The sequence below is a fragment of the Romboutsia sp. Marseille-P6047 genome (genome assembly GCF_900604535.1).
Lineage (GTDB): Bacteria > Bacillota > Clostridia > Peptostreptococcales > Peptostreptococcaceae > Romboutsia_E.
Window position 1 is genome coordinate 104775 of sequence record NZ_UWOT01000007.1, and the last position, 26296, is coordinate 131070.

Below are 26296 nucleotides of genomic sequence, written 5' to 3' on the forward strand. Positions count from 1 at the left end.
ATCACCTATTTTCTGCTTATTATTCTACTATTTTTACTAAATCCCCATTTTTAACATAGCAAGCATTGGCTTCATCCACATCTAAATGCATTTCAAGGTCATATTTATCAGAAACTCTTACAAGTACATTTCCAAGTACAGCACTCCTAATCCCTTTAATCTCTACTCTTACTTCATCTTTATCTTTTATATTTAATTGATTAGCAATTTTAGGAGTCATATGTATATGCCTTAATGCTGCTATTGTTCCTTTTTTCAATTCTATACTTCCTTTTGGTCCTATTATAGTTATCCCTGGAGTATTATCTAATTTACCAGATTCCTTAATAGGAGGTTTTACTCCTAATTTAAAACCATCTGATATGGAAATTTCAACCTGAGTTTCATCTCTTAAAGGCCCTAAAATTCTAACATTTTTAATCTCACCTTTAGGACCTTTAATTGTTACAACTTCATTAGATGCAAATTGACCAGGTTGCTTTAAGTCTTTTATTTTAGTTAACTCATATCCTTTTCCAAAAAGATGGTTTAAATCTTCTCTACATAAATGTATATGTCTATTAGATATACCTATAGGGATTAAAACTTCTTTACTCTCATTTAACTTTTCAATAACCTTTTCTGTTATTAACTTTACTAAAATATCTTGAGATATATCCATTTTAATCACCTTACTAACTTAAATTATTTTATGCTTCAGTTTTTGGTAATATTTTTTCAACATCTGTATGTGGTCTTGGTATTACATGTTTAGATACTAATTCCCCAACTTTTTCTGCAGCAACTGCACCTGCATCAACCGATGCCTTAACCGCTCCTACATCACCTCTTACCATTACTGTTACAAGTCCTGAACCTATTTTTTCATATCCTATTAACATAACATTAGCAGATTTTGTCATTGCATCAGCTGCTTCTATTGCTCCTACTAATCCTTTTGTTTCTATTAATCCCAACGCTTCTCCCATTGTAAAAACCTCCTAATTTTATTTATTATGATCTTCATAGTGAATACAATTTGTTTTCAAGTCTCCTTTTTGTCGTGGACATTTTGGATCTTTGCATAAGTTACATGTATATTCTTCACCATTATTTGAAGAAAGTTCTTCTTCAATATTTTCACTATCATCTGTTTGCATTTCTAAATTATTAATTTCTTCATTAGTATCAATAATATCTTTTATATCTTCTTGTGAAGTATCTTCATATTCAGATATATCTGTTTCTTCTTGTATTTCATTAATTTTTTCTGAAGTTTCTTCATTTAAATCATTATTTTCAATTATATTGTTGCACTCCTCTTTACTCTTATCACTTAGTGTATTCTCTTTTAAATATCCAATAGTATCTGAGTTTCTCATTAAAAAGTCTATACCTTCACTTGGTCGAGGTATAACCTTTGTGCTAAATACCTTACTAACTTTATTTGCTGCCACAGTAGCTGCTTCTATAGCTGCTTTTACAGCACCTACATTGCCTTCAATTTTTACTACAGTCATTCCATTTCCTTTAGTCAATTCATAACCAATTAATGAAACATTTGCTGACTTTACACAAACATCAGCAGCTTCTATTCCAGCAGCAAGCCCTACTGTCTCTATCATACCTATTGCTAGTTGAGACATTTAAATACCTCCTTTGATAATAGCTAAAGCTTATATTTCTTTAAATGGCATTTTTATAACTAATCTTGCTGCATTTGCACCTAAAGATCTTATTTTAGTAGAACTACTATTTCTTTTTATAGTAAAAAGAGGGGAATCTTTTTCTAGTTTATTATAATGAAGTACAATTATTTTCTCGTCAATTCCAATTCCGACCCCAAGAGATGATTCTAAACTTGCTTCATATCCACTACTAATTGCACTTTCAATATTTACAGATGATACCTCATATGGTATACCTTCTTCTTCTATTCCCCACAATACTTCTTTTATCTCAGTCTCATTAACTGTATTTTTATCAAAAAAAACCTTTATAACAGGTTTATTATTCAACATACTCTCCATTCTCACACTACTTCACCTCTTCTATTGAAGATAGTATAAGACCTGTTGCAACTGCATTTCTAGGTCCTTCTGTACCTCTGATATTAGCTCTACCTGCAACTACATTATATTGTGATAATGCATCCGTAACTAATTGAGGTACTTCAAAATCTAATGCTGATCCACCTACCAAAACAACAAATTCTATATCTCTAATATTATTAGTTGGACTAACTTCTGATAAAGCTCTTAGAGCATTTGTTACAAATACCTTCTCTTTAGCATGCTTTCTTATTAATTTTATTTTTTCAATAGACATATTTCCTTCAATAGGAATCATAATGTCATCTTTTAAAATAACTACTTTTGCAAATAACTTAGGATTTAATGGTTCTTTAAAAAATTTAACTGTTCCATCTTCATGTCTTAAGTTAAATAAGCTTTCAACTTTAGCTAGTGGATATTTTTTTATATCTTCAGCTAAGTCAAAATCTTCTAACCCTAGCTCTGATTGAATTAACATGGTTACCATATTTCCAGCTCCAGCTAGATGTATAGACTTTATCTCCCCATTTCTAGTAATTATAGATGCATCTGTAGAACCAGCACCCATATCAAGTATAGCCAATGGTTTATTTGTACCTGGAGTTGTTAAAGCACCTCGAATAGCCATATCTGCTTCTACTCCTCCAACTTCTACTAAAACATTTAATTTATTGCTTACTTCATCCGCAATCATTTGCATTTGAAGCTTATCAGCTTTTACCATTGCAGCTATACCAACAGCATTTTCTAAGGAAAACTCTTTTGCAAGACCTCCTTTTACGCTCTGAGGTACAAAAGTATCAACCGCTAATAAGTCCTGTATTTTTATTAAATCAGGATGCTGATTAGTAAGTTGACTCATTACGTGTCTAACTTTTTCTAACATTCCACCTGCATTAGTTCCTGGTTCACCTTTTACATCACAAATTTTATTTACAGAATTAATAGCTTGCATAATTTTTTCTGCACCTTGGTCAACATCAACTCTAGACTTTTTAGTTTCTCCAATTATTTCTATAGCTCCTGCAGGTATACGTCTTTCTTTAACATCACCTTTGGGAGTTTTAATAACTACTGCAGATCTATTTCCAATTAATGCTCTAGCTATTGGAACAATATGTTTAGTTTCATCTGATGTTAAATCAAATAAAGTAGCTATTCCATATGGATTAGAAAGAACCTCTATAACTCTTCCTACTTGAGCAACCTCTATTGCTGCTTTCATTCCAATAGGTACTTTATCTACCAAAGATACTTCATCTACTATAGGAATTTTATGTTCTAATCTATTATTAATTAAAACTCCATCATCCTTTTTAACTATAGCTCCCTTTATATTAAGTCTATTACTATTTTTATTTATTAAATTGGCAGCATATTCAAAATCCACATCAGATTGCACAACTACAATTATAGATTCTTCATCTTTTATATTTGAAATATCGCTTATCAAAGTAGTTATTCCAACACCTACACCTTCACCTCCAGGTGTATTTGGATTATGGCCAATCATAGTAGACTCAGTTATAATAGTTTCAGTTATAGTTTCCATAGCTACATCTCCAATTACAGGAGCTGCTTCATTAACCCTTATTCGATTTAAATCTTCAATACTAAGCCCAACTTTATCTAAGGACTGCTTCAATGATTGAAACAGTCCATTAATATTTCTTTTAGTTCCCTTAATTCCTGTAGTTGGTACTATACCACTAGATAAAAACTCAATATTTTTACCATCTATCTTAGCTAGAGCCACTTCAGTAGTAGCATTCCCTATATCTACACCAGCTACTATTTCCATAGCAAACCTCCTTAAGTTAAAATATTAAGCTTTAAGTCTTCCTCTTTTTTCATAAACCTCTGCTGCTTCTCTAACAAAATCAGCATTTACCTTGCAACCATATTTAGTTTCTAATTCATCTGCTATATCTAGTAATTCTGATTTAGTAGATCTATACGGTCTTAGTGCATTATATATCTCAAGTATTCTTTTATCTGGAACTGCTATAAGCTCAGCTGCTCTTCTTAAGTTTCCTGCAAAAGCATCTCTACCAACAGATTCAGCAACTTGCGCTTGCATTTCTAAAGTTTCTGGTGATATTCTCATATCTTCAGGCTTTAATTCTCCTGATATAACTTTATCTAAAGTTAACTCTTCAAGACCTTTTCCTGATTGAGATTTAATTTTTTCCGGTATTTTTTCACCTAAAGGATAATTTTCTTTGGTTACTTTATGACTGCAACATTCTTGTTTATCCTTAGGAGCTTCTTGACCCATAGTTTTTAAAATTTCTTCAACAATTTGTTTTATTAATACTTCTTGACTCATATTGTCACCCCCTATTTATTTAAACTCAATTTTTAATTCTTGAGGTTTTTTATTTCTATCTGCATACTCAGTTTCTTTTATATGAAGTAATGCTGCTATTGCTTGATACTTCGGTCTTGCCATTTGATCATTTTTTACTGGTACTGGAGTTGGTGATTCATTTTTAGCATACTTAGCAGCATTTTTACCGATTGCTCTGTATGTATCTAGGTCTATAAGTGGAGCTTGAGAGAATAACTCTAAGTTACTAAGAGGGAATAAATCTTTTTGATGTATTACAGTAGTTCCTTTAGATTGTATTCCTATACCTATTCCTGAGCCACTAAGCTCTGCTGCATCATGAGCTATAAAACAAACATCTGATGTTCTATATATTTTAGCAAATCTATAACTTAAACCTTCTTCTTCTATACCTGCTATAATTTCTTTTAAAACTTTTGCATGCTCTACACCTATTATAGTCTTAGTTTGATGTGTACCAAATGCAGGAGCTAAACCTATAACAACTTCATCCGATCTATTACTTGGTACAAAATCTCCTACTTCAGTTATAACCAAAGAACTTACTTCTTGTGGAATTTCTTCTATTTTAGCAGTTCTTACAGGTTTTTCTGTTTCTGTTACTTCCTCTCCTGCCATTTCTTTTAAAACTTCTTCTATAACACTTTTTAACATTCTTTCATCTATTGCCATCTTTATCACCTCTTTCTTAATAATCTTCTGGGCTTTTAGCATTAGTTATATTTTTTATTTCTTCCCATCTTTCCCCTTCAACTTGGTATCCAGTTTTTGGCCCATTGTAAGTATTTGGGCAGTTTACAGCACTTTGAACTTTAAAATCTTTATCAAGTATAGCGGCTGTGTGTAAATAGTCTCCAGCTACTTTTTGCTTAGTTAATCTAAATACACTATTAGCTACATCTTCAAATCCAGCTCTATAAAGAGCTTTTATTATATCTACTCCAGTAACACCCCTTGCCATCATTTCTTCTGCAGCTTTTAAATCTTCAACTACATTTCTATCTGGCATATCTTTACTACCATGAGCATAAGTTGCAGCTTCTACTTCTTCATCAGTTATTTCTGTAAGGCCAAGTTCTTTGAATAATCCTTGTATTGCTCTTGCTGCTTTATTTCTTACTCTTATAACATCCTCTTCAGCAACTGGACGAAGGCCTCCATCTATCTTTAAATCTCTTTGAATTATATTCCAGTCATCATAATCTTCTGCATCCCAGTTAGAACCTGCAAACATATTATCATAGTTAGGTGTTGCACTATATCCAGAGCATATAAAATCAGTACCTGGTACCATTTGCATTAAAGAACGAGCAACTCTTCTTAAATCAGAGTGAGTAAATGTTTGGTCATTACTTGAAGCACACTCTAGGTCAAGCATTGCTGCTATTAGATTTTCTGCAAGTATTGCTCTTATACCACTTGGAACACCTGCAGGAACTCCAACACAACTTACTGAACCATTTTGTATTCCTTGAACTCCACAACCTTTAGTTACATATAAGCATCTAGCTTCTAAGTACAGCATTGACTTACCTTCAGCATATCCCATTTGAACTTCTGATCCTGTTCCTGAAGTAAATCTCATTTTTAAACCTCTTGAAGCATATGAAGATGCTAAGAATCCCTTAGACCAAGGCGTATCATCTCCATCCATAAATACCGGCTCTGTTCCATAAACTGAAACTGTTTCAGCATATGCAGTAAATCCTTTCATACCTAATTCAAGTTCTGTTGCTTCTTCAACAGCACACTGAGTAAGTATACCTGGTCTACCAACTTGTGCACCAACCATTATAGCTAATGCATTAAATGGAGCATATCTGACTATACCAACTGTAGTTTCTTGCTCATCAAATCCTCTAAGTGCAGCTTCTGCTGCATCTGCTGCTATTTGTATTGGATTATCTTTTACATTTGTAACATGGCACTGATTAGATGGTGTTTGTCTTGCCCTCATCTTAGTCATTGACATCATCATCTCAAGTACATTCATTTGAGATACAACTTCAGTTATTTTTGCTGGAGTCATAGCAGTAGTTAATTCTACTATTTCACTCCTTGGAACATTTATATCAACAAGCATTCTTGCTAATTGTAAAGAATCCATCTTCATAACTTCTTCTGTTTTTTCTAAGTTTATAGCATGATCAGCTATAAAATAATCAAGCATATCAAAGTCTTTTCTTAATTTTCCATCTAACTCTACAACAACTCCATTTTCTAATTTTATACTTGGAGTTGGATCATTAGGTCCTTCCATTGCTATTAAACCAACTTCTGGCCACTCTTTTACGAAACCATCTTGATTTACTGGTCTATTTGCTAATACTTCAAAACGTTTAGATTTCAAAAAACTCACTCCCCTCTAACCTAATTAAATTTATATATATGGTACTGTAGTTGAAACTATATCGTCACTTCCTAAGCTTCCTAATACTTGTTTTCCTACATCTCTTGCAGCTATTATCGCCTGTCTTACAGCTCCAGAATCTCCTGAGAATGTAAGGATTACCTCATTTGAAAAACTTGTTCCTCCGTTACCAGGTGTAGAATATCCAACTATATCAACATTTGCAGCTTTTACAGCAGTATCTGCTAATAATACTCCTATAGCAGCAGGAGCTCCAACTGTTATACCAAAAGATTTTCCTATTGGTGCCCCAAAAGCCTTGTTTAAAGCGTAGCTAGCTCTTGCAGTATATTGGAATTCTAAATGCCCTGCATCAGTTCCATATACATCTCCAAAAGTTCTATTTAATTCTTTTAATGTAACCTCAACTGCTCTTCTTGCATCTGAAACATCTTCTGCACCAAATATAATTAAAGACCCATGTCCTGCTCCACCTTTTGTATCTCTTGGAAGTTCAATTAATACAATTTCACTATTTGTTGCTTTTACGGCTTCATCTGCAGCAAATATATGTGGTCCTGCACCTGTTCTACCACCAACTATACCTATTGATCTAAACTTTTTATCTATGTTCATTAATTCATGTAAATTATAGTCTACATTAGCAATTACAAGTCCTATAGTATCACCTATAGCTGTTCCAACAAACTCAGTAAGTCCACAACCGCTTATATTAAATCCAGTACTTTCTTCAGCTACTGAAGCTTCGCATTCTACTACTTCTTCAGCTACTGGAGTATCTCCCATTTTTTTCATAACTTGATCCATTATTTTTGCCATTAAATCTTCATTCATATTACTTTCCTCCTTATAACCCTAATAATTAAATTTCATGTGGTAATATTTTTTCAACATCTGTATGTGGTCTTGGTATTACATGTATAGATACTACTTCTCCAACTTTTTCTGCAGCAACAGCTCCTGCATCAACTGATGCTTTAACTGCTCCTACATCACCTCTTACCATAACAGTTACAAGACCAGAACCTATTTTTTCATAACCAATTAATGTAACATTTGCTGATTTAACCATTGCATCTGCAGCTTCTATAGCTCCAACTAAACCTTTAGTTTCTATCATACCTAAAGCTTCTTTTTGCATGGTTACCCCCTTCCTAGGACTATTAAATGAAATCCTACACCATTAAAATTTTATATTTTTTTGTATATGCATATTATTATCACATACATCTTAATTAAATTTTATATTAATATTAGGGACAATTTCTTAACTTGTTAGTGCAAATTTCCATCCTATTTTAACTTTAAATAACTAAAATTTACTCTTGAAATCATTTTCCTATTATGAACTATAAAAGATTTATTTTACTTTTAATTATTTTTTATACTAAATATATACTTTTATGTTCTAAACTATAAATTATTGATATCTATGTGTAAATTTTTGTTATTTTATTTTTTATGGATAATCTTAAACTATAATAATTGTATAAAATTTAACATTTAAATATATATCTTAAGGAGGTATCATAATGAATGAAATAAATGCATTTTATATAAATCCTAAAATATCCTATGGTGAAAATTCACTTTGCTCTCTTAAAGAGTTTGGATTCACTAGGGTTTGTATAGCTACAGATAAATTTATGACTGAAAGTAAGTTAATACATAAAGTTACTGATATATTAGATGAAAATAATATTGACTATCATATTTTCGATGAAATAACACCTGATCCATCTACGAATATTATACAAAATGGGCTTTCTCATATAGTAAATCTAAAGCCTCATGCTTTAATTGCTGTAGGTGGTGGATCTGTTATAGATGCAGCTAAAGCTATAATGTATTTTTGTATTCAATTAAAAAAGAATTTTATAGATGAAGATAAAATTGAAAAACCATATTTTATAGCTATCCCCACTACTGCTGGAACTGGATCTGAAGTTACAAATTTCGCTGTTATTACTGATAATAATAGCAAATCAAAAATTCCCTTAAGAGATGATATTATGCTTCCTGATGAAGCAATTCTAGATCCTAAGCTAACAGCTTCAGTACCTAAAAATATAACAGCTTCAACAGCTATGGATGTGTTAACTCATGGTATTGAGAGTTATATTTCTACAAATAACAATATTTTTTCTCAAATGTATGCACTAGAATCTATAAAGCTAGTGTCTAATAACCTTTTGAAATGCTATAGAAATTTGAATAACTTAGAATATAGAAGCAATTTACAAATAGCATCCTGTATGGCTGGTATAGCCTTTAATAGTAGTGGTCTTGGAATAACTCATAGTATTGCTCATAGTATCGGTTCTGAATTTCATTTGCCACACGGCCTTTGTAATGCGATTATTTTACCTTTTGTAATAGAATATAATGGAAAAGATAAAAATACATGTAACAAATATCTAAAAATATTAGACTCAATAGGTTTATCTAATGTTAGTATAAAAAATGCTCCATTAATTTTGAAAACTTTTATAATTGAAATTAATAAAGCATTAGAAATACCATTAGACCTAAAAAGCTTAAATATATCTAAATCTCAATTTAAAAATTCAATTGATAGTCTAGCACAAACAGCTTATAAAGATATCTGTACTTTAACTAATCCAGTAAAGACAAACATAAATGATTTAAAAAGTTTAATACAATCACTTTATTAGAAAAAAAAAATAAGCCAGATGATATGTCTTTTTTCAAGACATTCATCGGCTTATAGATTAACTAATAATTAAATTTTCATTTAAGTATCTCTCTCTATATTCACTAGGAGTTATACCTACTTTCTTTTTAAAAACTTTACTAAAATAATTTGATTTGCTATAAGATAGCTCTATAGCTATGTTTGATATTGGAATACTTTCATCTTCTAACATTTCTTTTGCTATATCAATTCTTATGTTAGTTAGATATGTTATAAAGTTAACTCCAGTTTCTTTTTTAAAAATTTTACTTAAATAATGTGGACTAAGATTAACATAGCTAGCAGCATCTTCTAATGTTATATTTTTATTTATATTTTTTTCTATGTAATTCAAAGTTTCCTTTACATAATTGTTTGATGGATTGTCTTTTGTTCTAATTGAATCAAGTACGTCACTATATTTAATCTTAGAGGTTTTATCAGTTAGTATGTATTTTAAACTTTCAATTATTTTTTGGGGTCTAATTGGCTTAACTAAATACTTATTAACACCTATATCTAGAACTCTATCTTTTATATGCAAATCATCATATGCTGTTGTTATAATAATATTAATTTTATTAAACTTAGATTTTATATATCTGCATAAATCTATTCCATTAATTCCAGGTATATTTATATCTAATAATATTAAGTCTAAATCAAATTTATCTATTATTGCTCTTGCATCTATTCCATTTATAGCTTCTTTTATATTTATATTATTTTTAAATTCTTCTTTTATAATTGATTTTATTCCTTCTCTTGATAAATATTCATCATCAACAATTAAAATATTATACATATATAGCCTCCTTATCAATTGGTAACCTTATTTTTACTAATGTACCATTGTTTTTTATATCCTCAGTGCTATATATTTGTAATTTATATTTATCTCCATATAAGTAGATTAACCTTTTATTTATATTATAAAGTCCTATACAATCTTTATTTTTTAAGTATTCATATCCAGATAATATGTTTTCTATTTTCTTCTTACTTATTCCATCTCCATTATCTTTTATCTCGATTATAAAGTCTTTATCTTTCTCATATGCATGAATATTTATATATCCACCAGATATTCTAGGTTCTACAACATACTTCACAAAATTTTCGACTATAGGCTGTAATATCATATAAGGACATTCTACATTGTAAAATTTTTTTTCAACATCTATATCATATTTTAGCCTTTCTCTAAATCTAACTTTTTGTATTTTTAAATAATTTTCAATATAGTACAACTCATCTTCTAAATATGCAGTACTAGAATTATCTTTTCTCAAACTATATTTAATCATATCAGAAAAATTATAAACAAGATCTTCTGTTTTATAAGCTTTCTCTAAACGTGCCATATTAGCTATACTATTCATAGAGTTAAACATAAAATGTGAATTAATTTGGTAATGTAAAGATTTCAGCTCAGCTTCTTTTAAATCTCTTTCTAATTCTATTCTTTTATTTTCTTCTTCCATTAATTTAGTTGTTTTATTATTTAATTCCTCTTTTACAACTCTTAAAAATTCGCTATCTACCATATATTTAGACATTTGATAAATTAAATTTGCTGCATCTTCCACATCTTTATAAGTTTTAACTTTTATATCTTCATATGCTTTATAAATTTCTTTACTATTATTCCAATTTGTATGTCTACCAAAATCACCTATTCTCTCATCATCACTATCTTTTATTTTTATTTGACCACAAAGTATTGCTCCTACGTAATTATCTTCTATCATTATGGGTACTGCAAAGTCATACAATCCTGTATGACATTTATATATATAAGGCTTCTTACTTATAGCTGATTGTACACCTCCGTATGCATCACATTTATAACACATTTCAGCCATTTTTTCGTCTTTTCTAATAAGATTGCAGAAATCTGTAAAATTACTAGGTTTAGTAATAGGTTCTCCATTATGCTTTACCGTAATAGCAGATAATTTTGTAGTGTCAGAAAAGCTATCTTGTATACTTTGTAATACTTTTACGTCAATTAATTTATCTAACTCAATCATACTAATCATATAGTAACGCCCCTAACTAATTAAATTTCCCCTTTTTAATGTTCTTTAATATGATTTTATCATACTTTTTTAAAATGTAATTTCTTTTTTTTCTATAAATAGTTCATACCATAAACAATATGAAAATATGGTCCAAATTTTTCTCGAGTTATCTTTTATATCTTTTATGTGCTCATATAAGAGTTTATCAACATATGGTTTGTCTATTGTATCATCTATATTAGCATTTGTTATTGTTTCTTTAACAATATTACCTAATTCACTTTTTAACCAAACCCTTATAGGTGTCGGAAATCCTAATTTTTTCTTATACACAATATTATCAGGGATAATGTCTTTAAATGCTTCTCTAAGCAATATTTTTGTATTTCCACTATTTATCTTTTGATCTAGCTTAATATTACTTGCTACGTCTAACACCTCTTTATCTAAAAAAGGTACCCTTAATTCTATTGATGATGCCATAGACATTTTATCTGCTTTTTGAAGTATATCCCCTTGTAACCATGTGTTTAAGTCCACATATTGCATTGTTGTTACATAGTCATAATTTTCATTACTAGCTTCTTTATATATATTCTCTAATAATTTATCATAATTATAATTGTTACTATAATCCTTAAGTAATTTTTCAGTTTCATAATTTTCAAATATTTTAGCATTTCCTATATACCTTTTGTTTAGTTCTGTTGTTGCTCTATATAAATAATTTTTCCCTTTAATATTCGGTATTTTTAGCGATATTTTATTTATAATTTGTTTTACATAACTTGGCATATTATATATACCTTTTATACTATTATATTCATTATATATATTATAACCTCCAAAAAGTTCATCTGATCCTTCTCCTGATAAAACTACTTTAACATGCTTGCTAGCTTCTTTTGATAATAAGTATATACCAACTTGAGAAGGATCTGCTACTGGGTCATCTAAGTGATACATTACCTTAGGCAAAGATTTGATATAATCCTGTTCATTTACTATTATAGGTATATTTTCTATATTTAATTTCTTCGCGGTTGTTTTAGCATAATCTAATTCATTATATCCATCAACATCAAAACCAACTGAAAATGATTTTATATTAGGATTAATTTGTGATGCTATAGAAGATATAATCGTAGAATCTATTCCTCCCAATAAAAACGTACCTATATTAACATTTGCTATCATATGCTTTTTTACAGAATCTATTACAATATTTCTAACATCGTCTGTACTTATATTTTTAGTAATGTTAAAGTTAAAATTTGAATATTTTTCAAATCTTAATTTATTATTCTCTATAATAAAAAAGCTACCTGAAGGCACTATCTTTATTTTATCAATCATAGTTTCATCTGGAAGCACATATTGAAAAGACATATAACTTTGTAAACTCTTTTTATTTACTTTTACATCATTTATTATTTCTAATAAAACCTTATATTCTGATGAAAATGCAATAAAGTCATCTTCTTCTAAATAATATAATGGTTTTATTCCAAAATAATCTCTCGCTCCAAATAAAGTTTTTTTGCTCTCATCAAAAATTAAGAATGCAAACATTCCTCTCAAATCATTTAAACATTCTTTTCCCTTATCTATATAAGAAGTTAATAATACCTCTGTGTCACTTTTTGTATTAAACTTATATCCCTTAGATTCTAATTTACTTTTTATATCTTCGTAGTTATATATTTCACCATTAAATACAATTACGTTTTTGTCCTTTTCCATAGGCTGTTTACCACTATCAAGATCAATTATACTAAGGCGTTTAAAACCAAACTCTACCTTTTTACATTTATAAAATCCTGTATAGTCTGGTCCTCTATGATCTATTAATTCTATTATTTTTTCAATATGTATTCTATTCTCTTTATTTTCATTTTTATAATATATAGATACATGACCACACATAAAGTTTCCTCCAAAAAATTTAGTTTTTACTTTTATATCATAGTCTTATCTATAGTTAATAATTTTATTCTTAATTAAGATATCAAATCATTAGTATAAATTACTTTGAAAAATAATTATATATGATTTATAATTAAATAAATTACAATATATGTCAACTGGAGGAATTATGACAAAAGAAACTCATACTAAAGGAGGATATATCTTTGCATTATTATCTCTCCCATTAATATATAATAATTATATACTTAAATATAATTTTTACTATAGGATAATACTTTTATTAATTTATATTTATTTTTCTTATTTTGGATCTTTACTTCCAGATATTGATATGAGAGGTTCTTATATTAGTAAGAGATTCCCCTTTGTTTATAAAAAAATCGGAAAACATCTTAAACATAGAGGATTCACTCATAGCTTACTATTTTTAAGTGTTTTATATTTTTTAAGTGATCTACTTCTAAAGTATACTGATAACAATATTGTATTTATTTGCTTGTGTGCTGGAATAATTATTGGTTCTATGTCTCACATTTGTCTTGACTTATTAACAAAGGAAGGTGTTGAGTTATTTTATCCTATTACAATTAACTTTTCTATATTATCTATAAAAACTAGTTCTAAATTAGAAAAAAATATTTGCAAGTTTTTGAATTTAGTAGTTATTTTCTTACTTGGATATAGATTTTATATACTGATTTAATAGTATAAATAAAAATGAGAGTATTACAAAATAATATTGATTTACTCTCATTTTTTCTTATATATTTTCATTTAATTTTAATTCTTCTTCATTACGATCTAAACTTGAATTTACTCTATTACCTATTTTCCATGCTAAAAATACTACTAATATAAAGGTTAATATCTTTATTGGACTTGTAATAAAACCTTTCATATCACTTCCTATATAACTTATTACTATAAACATTATAAATTTTCCACTCAACATTGCCGTTGTAAAGTATTTAAATTCATATTTACAAATTGCAGATGCTACAGTTACCAAACATGTAGGTATAAATGGACATGAATAAGCTATAAATAACAACTTAAAACCTTTATTTTTGACTTTATTTACTATTTTTTCTATTTTTTCATTTTTATATTTATTAATTAGTTTACTACCACTAAGCTTGCTAACAATAAAAAATACTGCTATTGTTCCAAGGCTAGAACCTATCCAAGATATTATAAGTCCCATACCCATACCAAAAACTGCTGCATTTATTGTAACTATAGCTACTAATGGTAATACAGGTACAAAACTTTCTATAAATGTGCTAAATAATCCTACTAACATAGTAAGAAATAAGTAATCTTGTGCTAAGTTAAATAATTCTTGAATATGCTCCATATGTCTTCCCTTATTACAATTGATAGTTATAACTAAAGTATACAATAATTTTATTAAATCTATCTTACATTTTAATTACAATTTTGTAAAAGTTTTATTACTATTTTAATTTTACAAAAAAACCTTATAAATCAAAATAATTTATAAGGTTTTTTTCTTAATTTGCTTTTTTTATATTTTCATGTTTATAGTTAACATGTAAATCCATTTGTGGATATGGTATTATTATATTTTCTTCATCAAATCTTACTTTAACTTGTTCTAGTAAGTCATAATATATAGTCCAGTAATTTTCTTTTTTACACCAAACTCTAACTCCAAAATTAACAGAATTTTGAGCATGCTCTACTATTCCTATAAATGGTGTTGGTTCTTTCTCTATTAATGGATGTTTATATATTATTTCCTGTAATACATCTCTTACTTGAACTACACTATTTTCATAACTTACATTAAATATTAAGTCTACTCTTCTATGTTCTTTAGCCGAGAAGTTTATTAGACTATTATTTGATAAAGTTCCGTTTGGTATAAGTGCAACTTTATTATCTATTGTTAATAGGCTAGTATAAAATACACCTATTTGTTCAACAGTTCCTTCATATCCTGCTGCTTGTATATAATCACCAACTTTGAATGGTCTAAGTAAAAGTATTATAAATCCTCCAGCAAAATTAGACAAAGTTCCTTGAAGTGCTAAACCTATTGCAACCCCAGCAGATGTGAATAAAGCTACTAACGCTGTAATTTGTACATTCCATAATAATGTAACAACAAGTATTACTAATAAACTTTTAAGTCCTCCAACTGTAAATGACCTTAAGAATCTCCTTAATGTAATATCAACGTCTCTTTTTTCTAAATATTTATCAAACTTACTAACTAGTGTTTTTATAAGCTTAAACCCTATAGACAATATTACTAATCCTATTATAAGCCTTATACCACTTTCTATAAACCAGCTAATAAACTTATCTACTAAAGTTGCTGTATTGGTATTTTGAAGTGTTAATTGAATTTGATTTAATGTAGTTTCAATTTCTTTATCATTCATCATTAAATCCTCCTTTGTAACATTTTATCCGAAAATAACTCATACTATCATTTTTTATAATATATTACACTATTTTTTTTGATATGTCTATAATCTATAGCTTATAATCGTTATTAATATATACATATAATAATATTGAATTTTTCTAAAATTTTTTATTTTTTTTAATATATACTTGCATTTATATTTTTTTTATGTTAATATTAGATAACAGACAAGATAAGGTAATTAATCATCTTGATTGTTTGTATTTTTTATATAATTTGGAGGTTCACAATGAACGGAATAGTAAAATGGTTTAACAGCGAAAAAGGATTTGGATTTATATCTGTAGAAGGTGGAGATGACGTATTCGTACATTTCTCAGCTATACAAGGTGAAGGATTCAAAACATTAGAAGAAGGACAAGCAGTTAGCTTTGAAATAGTTGACGGAGCTAGAGGTCCTCAAGCTGCTAACGTAAACAGAATATAATTTATTTTTAATATAGATTTATTCAGAAAAAAGAAGCTTTTTAGCTTCTTTTTTTGTTATATAAAACTATAGAGCCCCCATTATTTACCTAAAGCTTTTTTCTGAACATGGTGTTAAAATATATCCAGGGCAAGTAAATAATTTTTATAAAATATTTTATCGGGGGTTTTAAAATTGAATACAAATCAGTCTATTTTATCAAATAATTTTTTAGATTTATACACATCACCTAATATATGTAATTATTGTAAAAGTAATAACTTATCAATACTTACATCAAAATCAAAGTCAAAATATACATACTGTATAGATTGTAATTTAGATGAAGAATCAGCTTTTAAACACTATTTTTTGATGAAATTTTATGTTTTATAAAATCTGAATTAAAATCATTTGATATAAATTATTATTTAGTATTAAACTTGATTTACATAATTCTGATGGTTTTATTGATTTATTTATTAATAATATAAAATCAAGTAAATTTAAATTTGAGTACAGTTTATCTGAAAAAGAACGCTATCATTTAAAAATTACTATTTTATATTTAATTCATGATTATACTGATACATCAAATATAGAAATTAACTATATTAATTTCTAATATTATAAAAGCCTAAATTATTTTTATAATTTAGGCTTTTATTTTAAGTTGTAGTTATATTTGTAACATCAAAATTAAGAGTACTCTCTAATGTTATAAGTATAGCTTTAATTGCTTCTTCAACATAACTAAAATCTCCTGTTATAATCATCGATCCACTAAATCTATCTACATATTCTAATGATACATTTGATGATTCAACAGCAATATTAGAAGCTACCATTACAGTTTCACTTGGAGTTATTGTTAAAATTCCCATAGAACACTTTTTATCTATAAGACCTATTTTTTTATATAAATCCTCTTTGGGATTTGATATTATATGAGCTAATGATATTTGTTTACCTGGAACTGACTCTTGTATTATTCTTTGTTTTTCTTCATACATTTTATTACTCCATTTTTAATATAAATTTATATTAAACTTAAATACTCTACTAATTCATTTATCCCTATATTATCTATTGTATCTACTTTAAATATTTCCTTAACTCCAGCTAATTTCAATCTATCATATGCAACTTTTATATCATACTCATCTGCCCTAGAAATCTTTGTAATAATCCCTATTACATCTTTACAAAACATAGTTGCAAATCCTGGTGCTATATAGTTCTCTTGTTGAGTACAATCATATACTAAAGCTATAACTTTTGCATCCACTGCAGTTGTCGCTAAAGAGGTATACATCCATCTATTCTCCATAAATTCTCCAGGAGTATCTATGGCATCACTATATATTTCTACAGATTGAGTTTTTCTATACTTTATATCTAAATCGTGCAGTTTTTGACATAATGTAGTTTTTCCACTACCAGTTTTACCCATAAATATTATTTTTTTCATAAAGCTAAGACCTCGTTATCTTTGTAGTTGTAAATTTTAATGTATTGCCTAAAATCATAAGAACTTTATTTAATGCTGATTCTATAGAACTTATATCTCCCGTTATAACCAAGGATCCACTAAATCTATCTACAAATCCTAGCGATACACCAGATGCTTTAGTAGCTATATCTGCAGCTATGATAGATGCTTCACTAGGTGTTATTGTAAGCACTCCAATAGCTTCTCGCTTATCAACTATAAGACCTATTTTTTGATATAACTCCTCCCTTGGACTTGCTATTATGTGTGCTAATGTAACTTGTTTACCAGGAACATATTCCTGTATAACTCTTTGTTTCTCTTCTCCCATATCTTTAGTAATCTCCTATATCCCTTATTTTACTTTTATGTAATTATTGTAACATATTTTTATATCATAATTTATTTATATTTATTTACTAAATCAACTATAGGCTTTATATACTCCTTACAAATCCAATTACCATATTTTCGACTAGTAGTTTCTATAAAAGCTCTTTCCCATTCTTCATACTGTGACTCATCTTTTTTTATAAGTATTTTTTTTGATATTTGAAATATAACCCTATCTATTGATTTCATCTTACTTTCATCAAAAGCTCCTCTTAAATAAAAACATGGTATATATTTCATTTCATCAGGAAAATTATTTGATTTTATATCAAATACAATTCCTGTATCAAATGGAGCTGCTCCTACTGCAAAAACTATAATTTTTTTATCTTCTAAATATTTATAATTGTTTTTTATGAAAGAAAATCCTGCAATGCCTCTAATATATAGTCCTCCACCATAAACTATAGTGCTATAATTCTTTAAACTATTTACTGATATATCTGATTTTCTATATAAATCTCCATTTATTTCTTCACTTAACCATTTAGCATACTTCTCTGTACTTCCATACTTTGATTGATATATAATAGCAGTTTTTCTCAATATCCTATCCTCCTTATATACCTTTCTTTATCTTCCTATTATGTATATTCTATATATAATTCAAATAACTCAAAAATAACTTATGTTTAAACAAAATTAAGGAGCCATATAAAGACTCCTTCACATTTAATAGTTTTGAACTTTTCTAAATTTAAATCTTGTTCTTGGTCCTGCATTTTCAGCTCTTGCTACTAACATATTATCTGATTCCCTAACTCTTACATAATATCCATTTGGAGCTAATAATACATACTCATTTTGACTAGTACTATATATATTAAATATAGATGCACCTTTATTATCTGTATCTGCAATTAAAAATCCTTTGTCATCAATTCTAATAAAATTTCCACCTCTAATTCTTATTTTAATTTGATTTCTATCAAGAAGTATCATTACAAATACTTGACCATCATTGAAGTATTCTCCTATTGAGTATAAATATCTATTCGCTCCTACTTGTACAAATTTATCATTAAATACAGATTTTATTTTTATTATAATCCTATTTGTATTTTCATTTGGTGATTGATTTGGAATTGGTGGAAAATTTGGAAATCCTCCAGGTTGATTTTGTTCATTGTTTGGTGGCATTACTGGTCCTGGTCCATATGGAGGTAAAATAATAGGACCCTTTCCTGGAACTATTAAAATTGGCATTCTACTTTTATTTTTCATGTCTATCCCCCTGCTGTAAAATTAATATTCACATTATATTATGTAATCAATATAGATAAAGTTCTATAATTCATAAGTAAGTATTTAAATCTAAAATTGATATACCATATATGCTATATTTCACTATTTAGCTCTAAATAAATTATTTACTAAAATATAAAATAAAATCTGGGTGATACTAGATCTCCCAGATTCTCATAATTATTTACATATAGTTATTGATGCTGATGCTCCTATTCTTGTAGCTCCATTATTTATCATAGTTAATGCATCCTCTTTAGTTCTAACACCACCTGATGCTTTAACACCCATTTCTTTACCTACTGTTTCTCTCATTAACTTTATATCACTAGCAGTAGCACCACTAGTTGAAAATCCTGTTGATGTTTTTACAAACTCTGCTCCAGCTTCTTTTGATAGCTCACATGCTATAACTTTTTCTTCATCAGTTAATAAACAAGTTTCTATTATAACTTTTGTTAATGCTCTTCCTTTAGCTGCATCTACAACCGCTTTTATATCATTTTTCACATACTCTAAATCTCTATCTTTTAGCTTTCCTATATTTATTACCATATCTACTTCTGTAGCACCTTTATTTATAACATCATCAGTTTCAAATGCTTTAACATTAGTAGTTGTAGCACCTAAGGGAAATCCTATTACTGTACAAACATCGACTTCTGTGCCTTTTAATATATCTGACGCAAGTTCTACCATTGATGGGTTTACACAAACAGATGCAAAGTTATACTCTTTAGCTTCATTACATAATTTTACTACTTCGTCTCTTGTAGCTTCTGCCTTTAATATTGTATGATCTATCATTCTTTCTAATTTTATATTATTCATATGTACAATCTCCCTAATCACAGTATTTGAGTAATCGTTTACTCATTTTTACAAATTGATTATCTCATAATAAATATTTATTTGTCAATATTATTTTTAGCTTGTTTTGCTCATATTTACATTAATACTTTCATTTGTTATTATATCTTTATAATATTGACTAAAAATTACTTAATCTAAGGAGATTATATGAAAAAAAAAGATAACTTATCTATAAAAGAGGTTGCTAAACTTAGTGGTGTATCTGTTGCTACAGTCTCTAGAGTTATAAATAATAATGGAAGATTTTCTGAGGAAACACGTAAGAAAGTTTTAAGTGTAATACAAGAGTATAATTATACAACTAACATGGCTGCTAAAAGCCTTCGTATTAGTAAATCTAAGACCATCGGTATTATAGTTCCTAATATAAATAATACCTTCTTTTCTGAATTAGTCTTGGAGATTGAAAAATTCTTTTTTGAAAATAGTTATTCCGTATTTATTTGTAATACAAATCAAGATAAAAATAAAGAAATAGATTATATTAAAAGTTTAGATTCTAAATTGGTAGATGGAATTATTTGTATATCATCTATATCTGTTAATCCTATGAATTATATAAAAAGAAATATTCCTATTGTATACATCAATAATAGCGATTTTGATAATTCTTTTTGTATCGAGTGTGATCACTATATGGGAGGATTTTTAGCTACTGAGCACCTTCTAAAGAAAGGTTGTAAAAATATAGTTTTATTAACTAACAATAGAGATGCATCTGCTGTTAATCATAAGGTTAAGGGATTCGAAGATGCTATGCAAAAACATAACATTCCTATTTTACCTGAATTAATTTTAAAACTAGAATTAGTTGAAGGAGTTTTTGAAGATTGCCAAAAAGCTATATATAATTTAATCAAAAATAATACTAAGTTTGATGGTATATTTGCAACTAATGACTTAAGAGCTCATAGTGCTTTAGTTACATTGCAGCAAAATAATATTAATGTGCCTGATAAAGTTAAAATAATTGGTTATGATGATTCTTATGTGTCAAAGTATTCTAATCCTCCTATAACAACTATTTTACAAAATAAAAAAATACTAGCTTTAAAAGCATCAAACTTACTATTAAATCTGATGACTGACAAAAATATAAATTCAGATAAAAAAATTATTATTCCAACTGAGTTAATTGAAAGAAAAACTACTTAAATACTTAAATTAAAATAGACAATATCATACAAAATATAGTCTATTTTAATTTAAGTAAAAGTTTAAAATGTAACAATTATTTCTTATCATTTTTTATATTATTCATCTTCTCTTTAATTTGATTTCTATTATATTTAACAAGATAATCATCAGGTTTATATTTTCCTGCCATTTCATTGCAATAATAAGATTCTTCTATATTTCCTAACTTATAATAACATACACAAAGTTGAATCCATGGTAAATAAGTGTAAGTATCATGATTTATTAAGCTCATATCACCTTTTTTAGGTCCAGCTTGCAGTGCAAGCTTATACCAGTATACAGCTTCTTCTATTTTATTGTTTTCTAAAAATTTATATCCTAGTCTACAACAAAAATCCGCTCTTGGTATTCCATATTCAAAGGATTTAAGTATATATCTAAATTCATTTTCAGCATCATTTTTAAGTCTGTAACAATCTGCCAGTTTAGAACAAGCACCTTTTATATCTTCTTCCCATCCTTGATTTGTATTAATAAAATTTATATATTCTTTTATAGCATCATCATACCTTGAGTTATCATATAATTCATTTGCATAGTAATATATATCTCTTGTAGATAGCTTAATTCCTTTGGCTATTTGCTTTTCATAAATCTTTAAATTTCTATTTGAATATTTTTTTTCTTTTTTATGAACTATATTTATATCAGAGTCTATTATATTTCCCATAACATCTAAGTACTCATGAATAAAACCTACCCATTTAAAATTTTTACTTCTTTTTACTAATCTATTTCTTTTTAGTGAATATATAGGATTTCCATTGTTATCAGTGCTTAATATATAATTCATAGAAACAGCATCAATATTTTCATCTAAATTTTCTTTTAATAATTTTAATTTATTTTGATCTTTAAGTTCAATAATATCATCCGCATCAAGCCACAATATATAATCTTTACTTGCTTTTGAAAAAGCATAATTCCTAGCCTTTGAAAAGTCTTCGATCCAATCAAAGTAGTATACTTTTGCATTCAATTTTTTTGCTTTTTCTATAGTACTATCTTTAGATCCCGTATCTACTAATATAATTTCATCAACTATATCTTTTACACAATTTATACATCTACAAATAACATCTTCTTCATCTTTAACTATCATACACAAACTTATATCCATATTTCCCCCTATATAAAAATAGTAATCTCAATGAGATCACCTTATTTTCTATATAATATATTATTGTAAATAACTTATTTTCTACCTTAGATTAGCTACTTTACTATATGATTGTTTTTCATTGTATGTTACAAAATACCTTAATCTTATATACTTCAAGATTAAGGTCTTTTTATTATATATTCATACCACTATCTATAATTTGTTTATTACTATCCTCTATACCTTCAACTTTCCTTGAGTCTTCTTCAAGTGGTTTTATTTCTTTATTATAAACATATTTAAAGCATATACAACTTAAAATAACTGATGCTATTTCAGATATTGGAAATGCCCACCATACACTATTTAAGTTACCTGTTTTTGAAAATAAATATGCTACTGGTAGTAATACTACTAACTGTCTACCTACTGATACAATTAAACTTAGTATACCATTTCCTAATGACTGAAACATTGAACCTAATATAATACAGAATCCAGCGAATAAAAAACTTAAACTTATTGTTTTTAAAGCTGGCACACCTATATTTATTAATTCTTCAGACGCATTAAACATATTAAGTAATTCTTTTGGAAATACCTGTAATACAAATAATCCTATAAACATCATTCCCATTGCATACATTATACTTATTTTCACTGTTTTTATCATTCTGTCTTTATTTTTCGCACCATAATTATATGATACAATTGGAACCATCCCATTATTTAATCCAAATACAGGCATGAATACAAAGCTTTGTAATTTAAAATATACACCAAATACAGCTGTTGCAGTAGATGTAAATACTATTAATATTTTATTCATTCCAAAGGTCATAGCAGATGCAATTGATCCCATTATTATAGATGGTATGCCTACTGAATAAATTTTCTTTATAATTTTTAAATCTGGTTTGAATCCTTTTACATTTATTTTTATTTCATTATTTTTTCTTATATTAAAATAAATTGCTAACATCATTGCTATTATTTGACCACTTACTGTAGCTATTGCAGCACCTGCTATCCCCATTTTAGGAAATCCAAATAATCCGAATATTAAAATTGGATCTAATATTATATTTATAATAGCTCCTAAACCTTGAGTTATCATTGTATAAAAAGTTTTTCCAGTTGACTGCATTAATCTTTCAAATACAAGTTGACCAAATAACCCAAATGATAACGTTGTACATATTACTAAATAAGAACAACCTCCATCTATAATATCTATTATATTAGTTTGACTTTCACAAAAAAGTCTTATACCAAATAATCCTACAAGTAAAAATAAAATATAACTCATTATAGCTAAGAATATTCCATTATTTGCAGCCTTATTTGCTTTTTCATAATTATTCTCTCCTAATGATTTAGAGAGTAATGCATTTATACCTACACCTGTTCCTGAAGCAACAGCTATCATAAAATTTTGTAATGGAAATGCTAGTGATACTGCTGTCAAAGCATTTTCGCTAATTTGTGATACAAATATACTATCGACTACATTATATAAAGCTTGAACTAGCATGGATATAATCATTGGTAATGACATTGTAATTAATAATTTATTTATAGGCATTATTCCCATTTTATTTTCACATTGATGATTTTTATCTTCCATAAACTCTATCCCCCCTATAATATTTTTAGTTGCATGCACAACTATATTTTCACAAATATTGGGTATTAAAACTAATAAATAGCTTATAATACCCATTCAATTGAATTGTAGTCTTGTTTATTTTCATTGTCAACTCATAAGTTAGATTTCTAATTTATATTTATTAATAATATCTATCACGTAATCTATATCTTCATAATTATGAGTTGACATAAGAGTTAGCCTTAATATTGTACAACCTTTTTTAACAGTAGGATTTCTTATTGCAGGTATGAAAATTCCATTTTCTAATAATAACTCACTTAGCTTAACTGCCTTTTCTTCATCTCCAATTAATATAGGTATTATTGGAGAATGACTATCTATGTCAAACCCTATTTCATTTAATCTTTTGCACGCATAAGATATATTATTAGATAGCTTTTCTACTAATTGTATATTTTCATCTATAATTTCTAAACTTTTAATAGCCCCACTTATAACTATAGGTGAAAGTGCAGTTGAAAAAATAAAGCTTCTAGCTTTATTTCTTAAAAAATCAATTATACTTTCGCTTGCACAAACAAATCCACCTTCGCTCCCTATAGCTTTGCTTAATGTTCCTATAGTTATATCTGGCTTATATTTAAAATATTCACTACTACCTCTACCAGTTTTACCAATAACACCAGTAGCATGAGCATCGTCTAATATCGTAAGTAGGTTATATCTTTTAGATATTTCATATATCTTATCAAAATTACAAATATCACCATCCATACTAAAGACACTATCACTAACTATAATTCTGTTACTTGGATTTAAAGCTTTTATTTTATTCTCTAAATCTTTAACATTATTGTGCTTATATACTATTGTTTCGCCTTTAGACAATCTACAACCATCTACTATACTCGCATGGTTTAATTCATCACTAAATATATAGTAATTCTCATCACATATAGCAGAAATAACACCTAAATTAGCCATGTACCCTGTATTAAATATTAGTGCATCTTCATAGTTTTTAAATTCAGCTATCTTTCTTTCTAATTTTCTGTGTAAATCATAACTTCCTGTAGTAAGTCTTGATCCACCTGATCCTAATCCATATTTTTGTATAGCCTCTATTGCACTTTGTTTAACATCTTCATTATTAGAAAGTCCTAAGTAGTTATTCGATGACATTAAAAGCACTTTCATACCATCTACAGTCGTGTATTTATCTTGTGACTCACTTAAATATTTTATCTTTCTATATAAATTATTAGCTTTTATATATTCTAATTTTTTATTTATACTATTCATATTAATCTCCATATATAGCTACAACTTTGTACTTATCTCGTTATAAGATATACTTTGTTTTATATTTATGTTATTTTTTACTATGACTTTTGTATTTTCAATATAGTTTATAGTATCATTTAGTGTATATTCTTTGTCTAAAAAAGGGTCATATAAAAATATCCTTCCACCTCTTTTATCACCAATTTCTTTTAAATTATCAAATCTTATGTAACCATATTTTTTACAAGCAATATATCCTGCTGTATAATTAGGATCATCAGAGTAACAAATTTCTCCCACTATATTAGGAGCATTAGTTACTTTACTTGATAATGCTAGCGCCTCTGTAAAATGAGAATTATGTGCTTTACACTTATCTAAATGGTACAAACTATTATCCTCAAAGTCCATATAAGTTGCTCTTATATCTCTTGTTCTATCTTCTTCCAATCTTTCTAATGTATTTATGTCAAGTAGTATAGCACCTCTCATGTTTTTTATTTCTCTAAATAGCTTTAAAATTTTAATAGATTTATCATTATCTATACCTAACTTATTTAATATATATTTTATACATTCTAAACTCTCAAAAATATCATTAGTTTCTATTGTGGTAACTTCTAATGGATTTACAAATTCTAATTTACTCTTACTAATTTCTTCTATTTTTATATTTATAAAATCTGATTTTCCTTTGGAATGATTTCTTGCTCTTTTTAGTAATATAAATACTGCATCTTCTAAGTTATATTCATCAACTATACACTCTGCTCCAGATATATGTTCATCATTTTTAGATGATCTCATTTTTATACTATACAAACTCATA

At 27.6% G+C, this 26296-nt stretch carries 30 protein-coding genes; 5 read left to right on the top strand and 25 right to left on the bottom strand.

Features of this window, described 5'->3' with window-relative positions:
* Positions 1-19: 19 nt before the first annotated feature.
* The 10 genes from pduL to pduA (EIH23_RS09095) are packed head-to-tail and all read right to left on the bottom strand — an operon-like array spanning position 20 to position 7895.
* Positions 20-661, bottom strand: coding sequence for a phosphate propanoyltransferase (gene pduL, locus EIH23_RS09050; RefSeq protein WP_195250974.1), 642 nt, complete (start codon positions 659-661; stop codon positions 20-22).
* Between the two features lie 28 nt (positions 662-689).
* Complete coding sequence (pduA, locus tag EIH23_RS09055) at positions 690-968, bottom strand: propanediol utilization microcompartment protein PduA (protein ID WP_122639970.1); 279 nt, start codon at positions 966-968, stop codon at positions 690-692.
* 18 nt (positions 969-986) lie between these two features.
* Positions 987-1625, bottom strand: a complete 639-nt coding sequence (locus EIH23_RS16750) for a BMC domain-containing protein (RefSeq protein WP_122639971.1) — start codon at positions 1623-1625, stop codon at positions 987-989.
* 30 nt (positions 1626-1655) lie between these two features.
* On the bottom strand, positions 1656-2009 hold the full coding sequence (locus tag EIH23_RS09065; RefSeq protein ID WP_124097565.1) for a glycerol dehydratase reactivase beta/small subunit family protein: 354 nt from the start codon (positions 2007-2009) through the stop codon (positions 1656-1658).
* Positions 2010-2016: 7 nt separating this feature from the next.
* Entirely contained in the window at positions 2017-3834 is a 1818-nt protein-coding gene (locus EIH23_RS09070; RefSeq protein ID WP_122639973.1) for a diol dehydratase reactivase subunit alpha, read from the bottom strand.
* A 24-nt stretch (positions 3835-3858) separates the two neighbouring features.
* Positions 3859-4362, bottom strand: coding sequence for a diol dehydratase small subunit (locus EIH23_RS09075; protein WP_122639974.1), 504 nt, complete (start codon positions 4360-4362; stop codon positions 3859-3861).
* 15 nt (positions 4363-4377) lie between these two features.
* On the bottom strand, positions 4378-5055 hold the full coding sequence (locus EIH23_RS09080) for a propanediol/glycerol family dehydratase medium subunit (protein ID WP_122639975.1): 678 nt from the start codon (positions 5053-5055) through the stop codon (positions 4378-4380).
* A gap of 16 nt (positions 5056-5071) precedes the next feature.
* Entirely contained in the window at positions 5072-6733 is a 1662-nt protein-coding gene (locus EIH23_RS09085; protein ID WP_122639976.1) for a propanediol/glycerol family dehydratase large subunit, read from the bottom strand.
* A gap of 30 nt (positions 6734-6763) precedes the next feature.
* Positions 6764-7588: a propanediol utilization microcompartment protein PduB gene (pduB, locus tag EIH23_RS09090; RefSeq protein ID WP_122639977.1), complete on the bottom strand. Its 825-nt coding sequence runs from the start codon at positions 7586-7588 to the stop codon at positions 6764-6766.
* A 28-nt stretch (positions 7589-7616) separates the two neighbouring features.
* Positions 7617-7895: a propanediol utilization microcompartment protein PduA gene (gene pduA / locus EIH23_RS09095; RefSeq protein ID WP_122639978.1), complete on the bottom strand. Its 279-nt coding sequence runs from the start codon at positions 7893-7895 to the stop codon at positions 7617-7619.
* A 391-nt stretch (positions 7896-8286) separates the two neighbouring features.
* Between pduA (EIH23_RS09095) and EIH23_RS09100 the strand changes: the two genes are divergently transcribed.
* Positions 8287-9429 (top strand): 1-propanol dehydrogenase PduQ, encoded by a 1143-nt coding sequence (locus EIH23_RS09100; protein ID WP_122639979.1) that lies wholly within the window; start codon positions 8287-8289, stop codon positions 9427-9429.
* A 57-nt stretch (positions 9430-9486) separates the two neighbouring features.
* On the opposite strand, the gene EIH23_RS09105 is transcribed toward EIH23_RS09100, so the two are convergent.
* The 3 genes from EIH23_RS09105 to asnB all read right to left on the bottom strand — a co-directional run bounded on the left by EIH23_RS09105 (position 9487) and on the right by asnB (position 13399).
* Positions 9487-10254, bottom strand: coding sequence for a response regulator (locus EIH23_RS09105; protein WP_122639980.1), 768 nt, complete (start codon positions 10252-10254; stop codon positions 9487-9489).
* The gene (locus tag EIH23_RS09110) at positions 10247-11491 is read right to left on the bottom strand and encodes a sensor histidine kinase (protein WP_122639981.1); all 1245 of its coding nucleotides are present in this window, start codon (positions 11489-11491) and stop codon (positions 10247-10249) included. Before EIH23_RS09110 ends, EIH23_RS09105 begins: the two co-directional genes overlap by 8 nt.
* Before the next feature lie 69 nt (positions 11492-11560).
* Complete coding sequence (gene asnB, locus EIH23_RS09115; RefSeq protein WP_122639982.1) at positions 11561-13399, bottom strand: asparagine synthase (glutamine-hydrolyzing); 1839 nt, start codon at positions 13397-13399, stop codon at positions 11561-11563.
* 169 nt (positions 13400-13568) lie between these two features.
* Between asnB and EIH23_RS17115 the strand changes: the two genes are divergently transcribed.
* Positions 13569-14105 carry a metal-dependent hydrolase gene (locus EIH23_RS17115; protein ID WP_122639983.1) on the top strand — a complete coding sequence of 179 codons (537 nt, stop codon included), beginning with the start codon at positions 13569-13571 and terminating at the stop codon, positions 14103-14105.
* A gap of 57 nt (positions 14106-14162) precedes the next feature.
* Here EIH23_RS17115 and EIH23_RS09125 read toward each other — a convergent pair whose 3' ends face one another.
* A complete protein-coding gene (locus tag EIH23_RS09125; protein WP_122639984.1) occupies positions 14163-14759 on the bottom strand; it encodes a TVP38/TMEM64 family protein in 597 nt (198 codons plus the stop codon).
* A 157-nt stretch (positions 14760-14916) separates the two neighbouring features.
* Positions 14917-15816, bottom strand: coding sequence for a mechanosensitive ion channel family protein (locus EIH23_RS09130; RefSeq protein WP_122639985.1), 900 nt, complete (start codon positions 15814-15816; stop codon positions 14917-14919).
* A 273-nt stretch (positions 15817-16089) separates the two neighbouring features.
* Here EIH23_RS09130 and EIH23_RS09135 point away from each other — a divergent pair, with 273 nt between their 5' ends.
* Positions 16090-16287: a cold shock domain-containing protein gene (locus EIH23_RS09135; protein WP_122639986.1), complete on the top strand. Its 198-nt coding sequence runs from the start codon at positions 16090-16092 to the stop codon at positions 16285-16287.
* Between the two features lie 174 nt (positions 16288-16461).
* A complete protein-coding gene (locus EIH23_RS09140; protein ID WP_122639987.1) occupies positions 16462-16662 on the top strand; it encodes a hypothetical protein in 201 nt (66 codons plus the stop codon).
* 272 nt (positions 16663-16934) lie between these two features.
* Here the strand turns inward: EIH23_RS09140 and EIH23_RS09145 are convergent, their stop codons facing one another.
* The 6 genes from EIH23_RS09145 to deoC all read right to left on the bottom strand — a co-directional run bounded on the left by EIH23_RS09145 (position 16935) and on the right by deoC (position 20227).
* Positions 16935-17279 carry a BMC domain-containing protein gene (locus EIH23_RS09145; RefSeq protein ID WP_122639988.1) on the bottom strand — a complete coding sequence of 115 codons (345 nt, stop codon included), beginning with the start codon at positions 17277-17279 and terminating at the stop codon, positions 16935-16937.
* A 26-nt stretch (positions 17280-17305) separates the two neighbouring features.
* Positions 17306-17737, bottom strand: a complete 432-nt coding sequence (locus tag EIH23_RS09150) for a EutP/PduV family microcompartment system protein (protein WP_122639989.1) — start codon at positions 17735-17737, stop codon at positions 17306-17308.
* 4 nt (positions 17738-17741) lie between these two features.
* The gene (locus EIH23_RS09155) at positions 17742-18089 is read right to left on the bottom strand and encodes a BMC domain-containing protein (RefSeq protein ID WP_122639990.1); all 348 of its coding nucleotides are present in this window, start codon (positions 18087-18089) and stop codon (positions 17742-17744) included.
* A gap of 71 nt (positions 18090-18160) precedes the next feature.
* Positions 18161-18697 (bottom strand): flavodoxin domain-containing protein, encoded by a 537-nt coding sequence (locus EIH23_RS09160; RefSeq protein WP_164489032.1) that lies wholly within the window; start codon positions 18695-18697, stop codon positions 18161-18163.
* Between the two features lie 126 nt (positions 18698-18823).
* Positions 18824-19375, bottom strand: a complete 552-nt coding sequence (locus EIH23_RS09165; RefSeq protein WP_122639992.1) for a fascin domain-containing protein — start codon at positions 19373-19375, stop codon at positions 18824-18826.
* 201 nt (positions 19376-19576) lie between these two features.
* Positions 19577-20227, bottom strand: coding sequence for a deoxyribose-phosphate aldolase (gene deoC / locus EIH23_RS09170; protein ID WP_122639993.1), 651 nt, complete (start codon positions 20225-20227; stop codon positions 19577-19579).
* A 189-nt stretch (positions 20228-20416) separates the two neighbouring features.
* Between deoC and EIH23_RS09175 the strand changes: the two genes are divergently transcribed.
* Positions 20417-21424, top strand: coding sequence for a LacI family DNA-binding transcriptional regulator (locus EIH23_RS09175; RefSeq protein ID WP_122639994.1), 1008 nt, complete (start codon positions 20417-20419; stop codon positions 21422-21424).
* 76 nt (positions 21425-21500) lie between these two features.
* Here EIH23_RS09175 and EIH23_RS09180 read toward each other — a convergent pair whose 3' ends face one another.
* The 4 genes from EIH23_RS09180 to EIH23_RS09195 all read right to left on the bottom strand — a co-directional run bounded on the left by EIH23_RS09180 (position 21501) and on the right by EIH23_RS09195 (position 26295).
* Entirely contained in the window at positions 21501-22589 is a 1089-nt protein-coding gene (locus EIH23_RS09180; protein WP_243113365.1) for a tetratricopeptide repeat-containing glycosyltransferase family 2 protein, read from the bottom strand.
* A gap of 175 nt (positions 22590-22764) precedes the next feature.
* A complete protein-coding gene (locus EIH23_RS09185; RefSeq protein WP_122639996.1) occupies positions 22765-24198 on the bottom strand; it encodes an MATE family efflux transporter in 1434 nt (477 codons plus the stop codon).
* A gap of 141 nt (positions 24199-24339) precedes the next feature.
* Positions 24340-25485 (bottom strand): 8-amino-7-oxononanoate synthase, encoded by a 1146-nt coding sequence (bioF, locus tag EIH23_RS09190; protein WP_122639997.1) that lies wholly within the window; start codon positions 25483-25485, stop codon positions 24340-24342.
* Between the two features lie 18 nt (positions 25486-25503).
* Positions 25504-26295, bottom strand: coding sequence for a 6-carboxyhexanoate--CoA ligase (locus EIH23_RS09195; protein WP_122639998.1), 792 nt, complete (start codon positions 26293-26295; stop codon positions 25504-25506).
* Between the last annotated feature and the right edge of the window lies 1 nt (position 26296).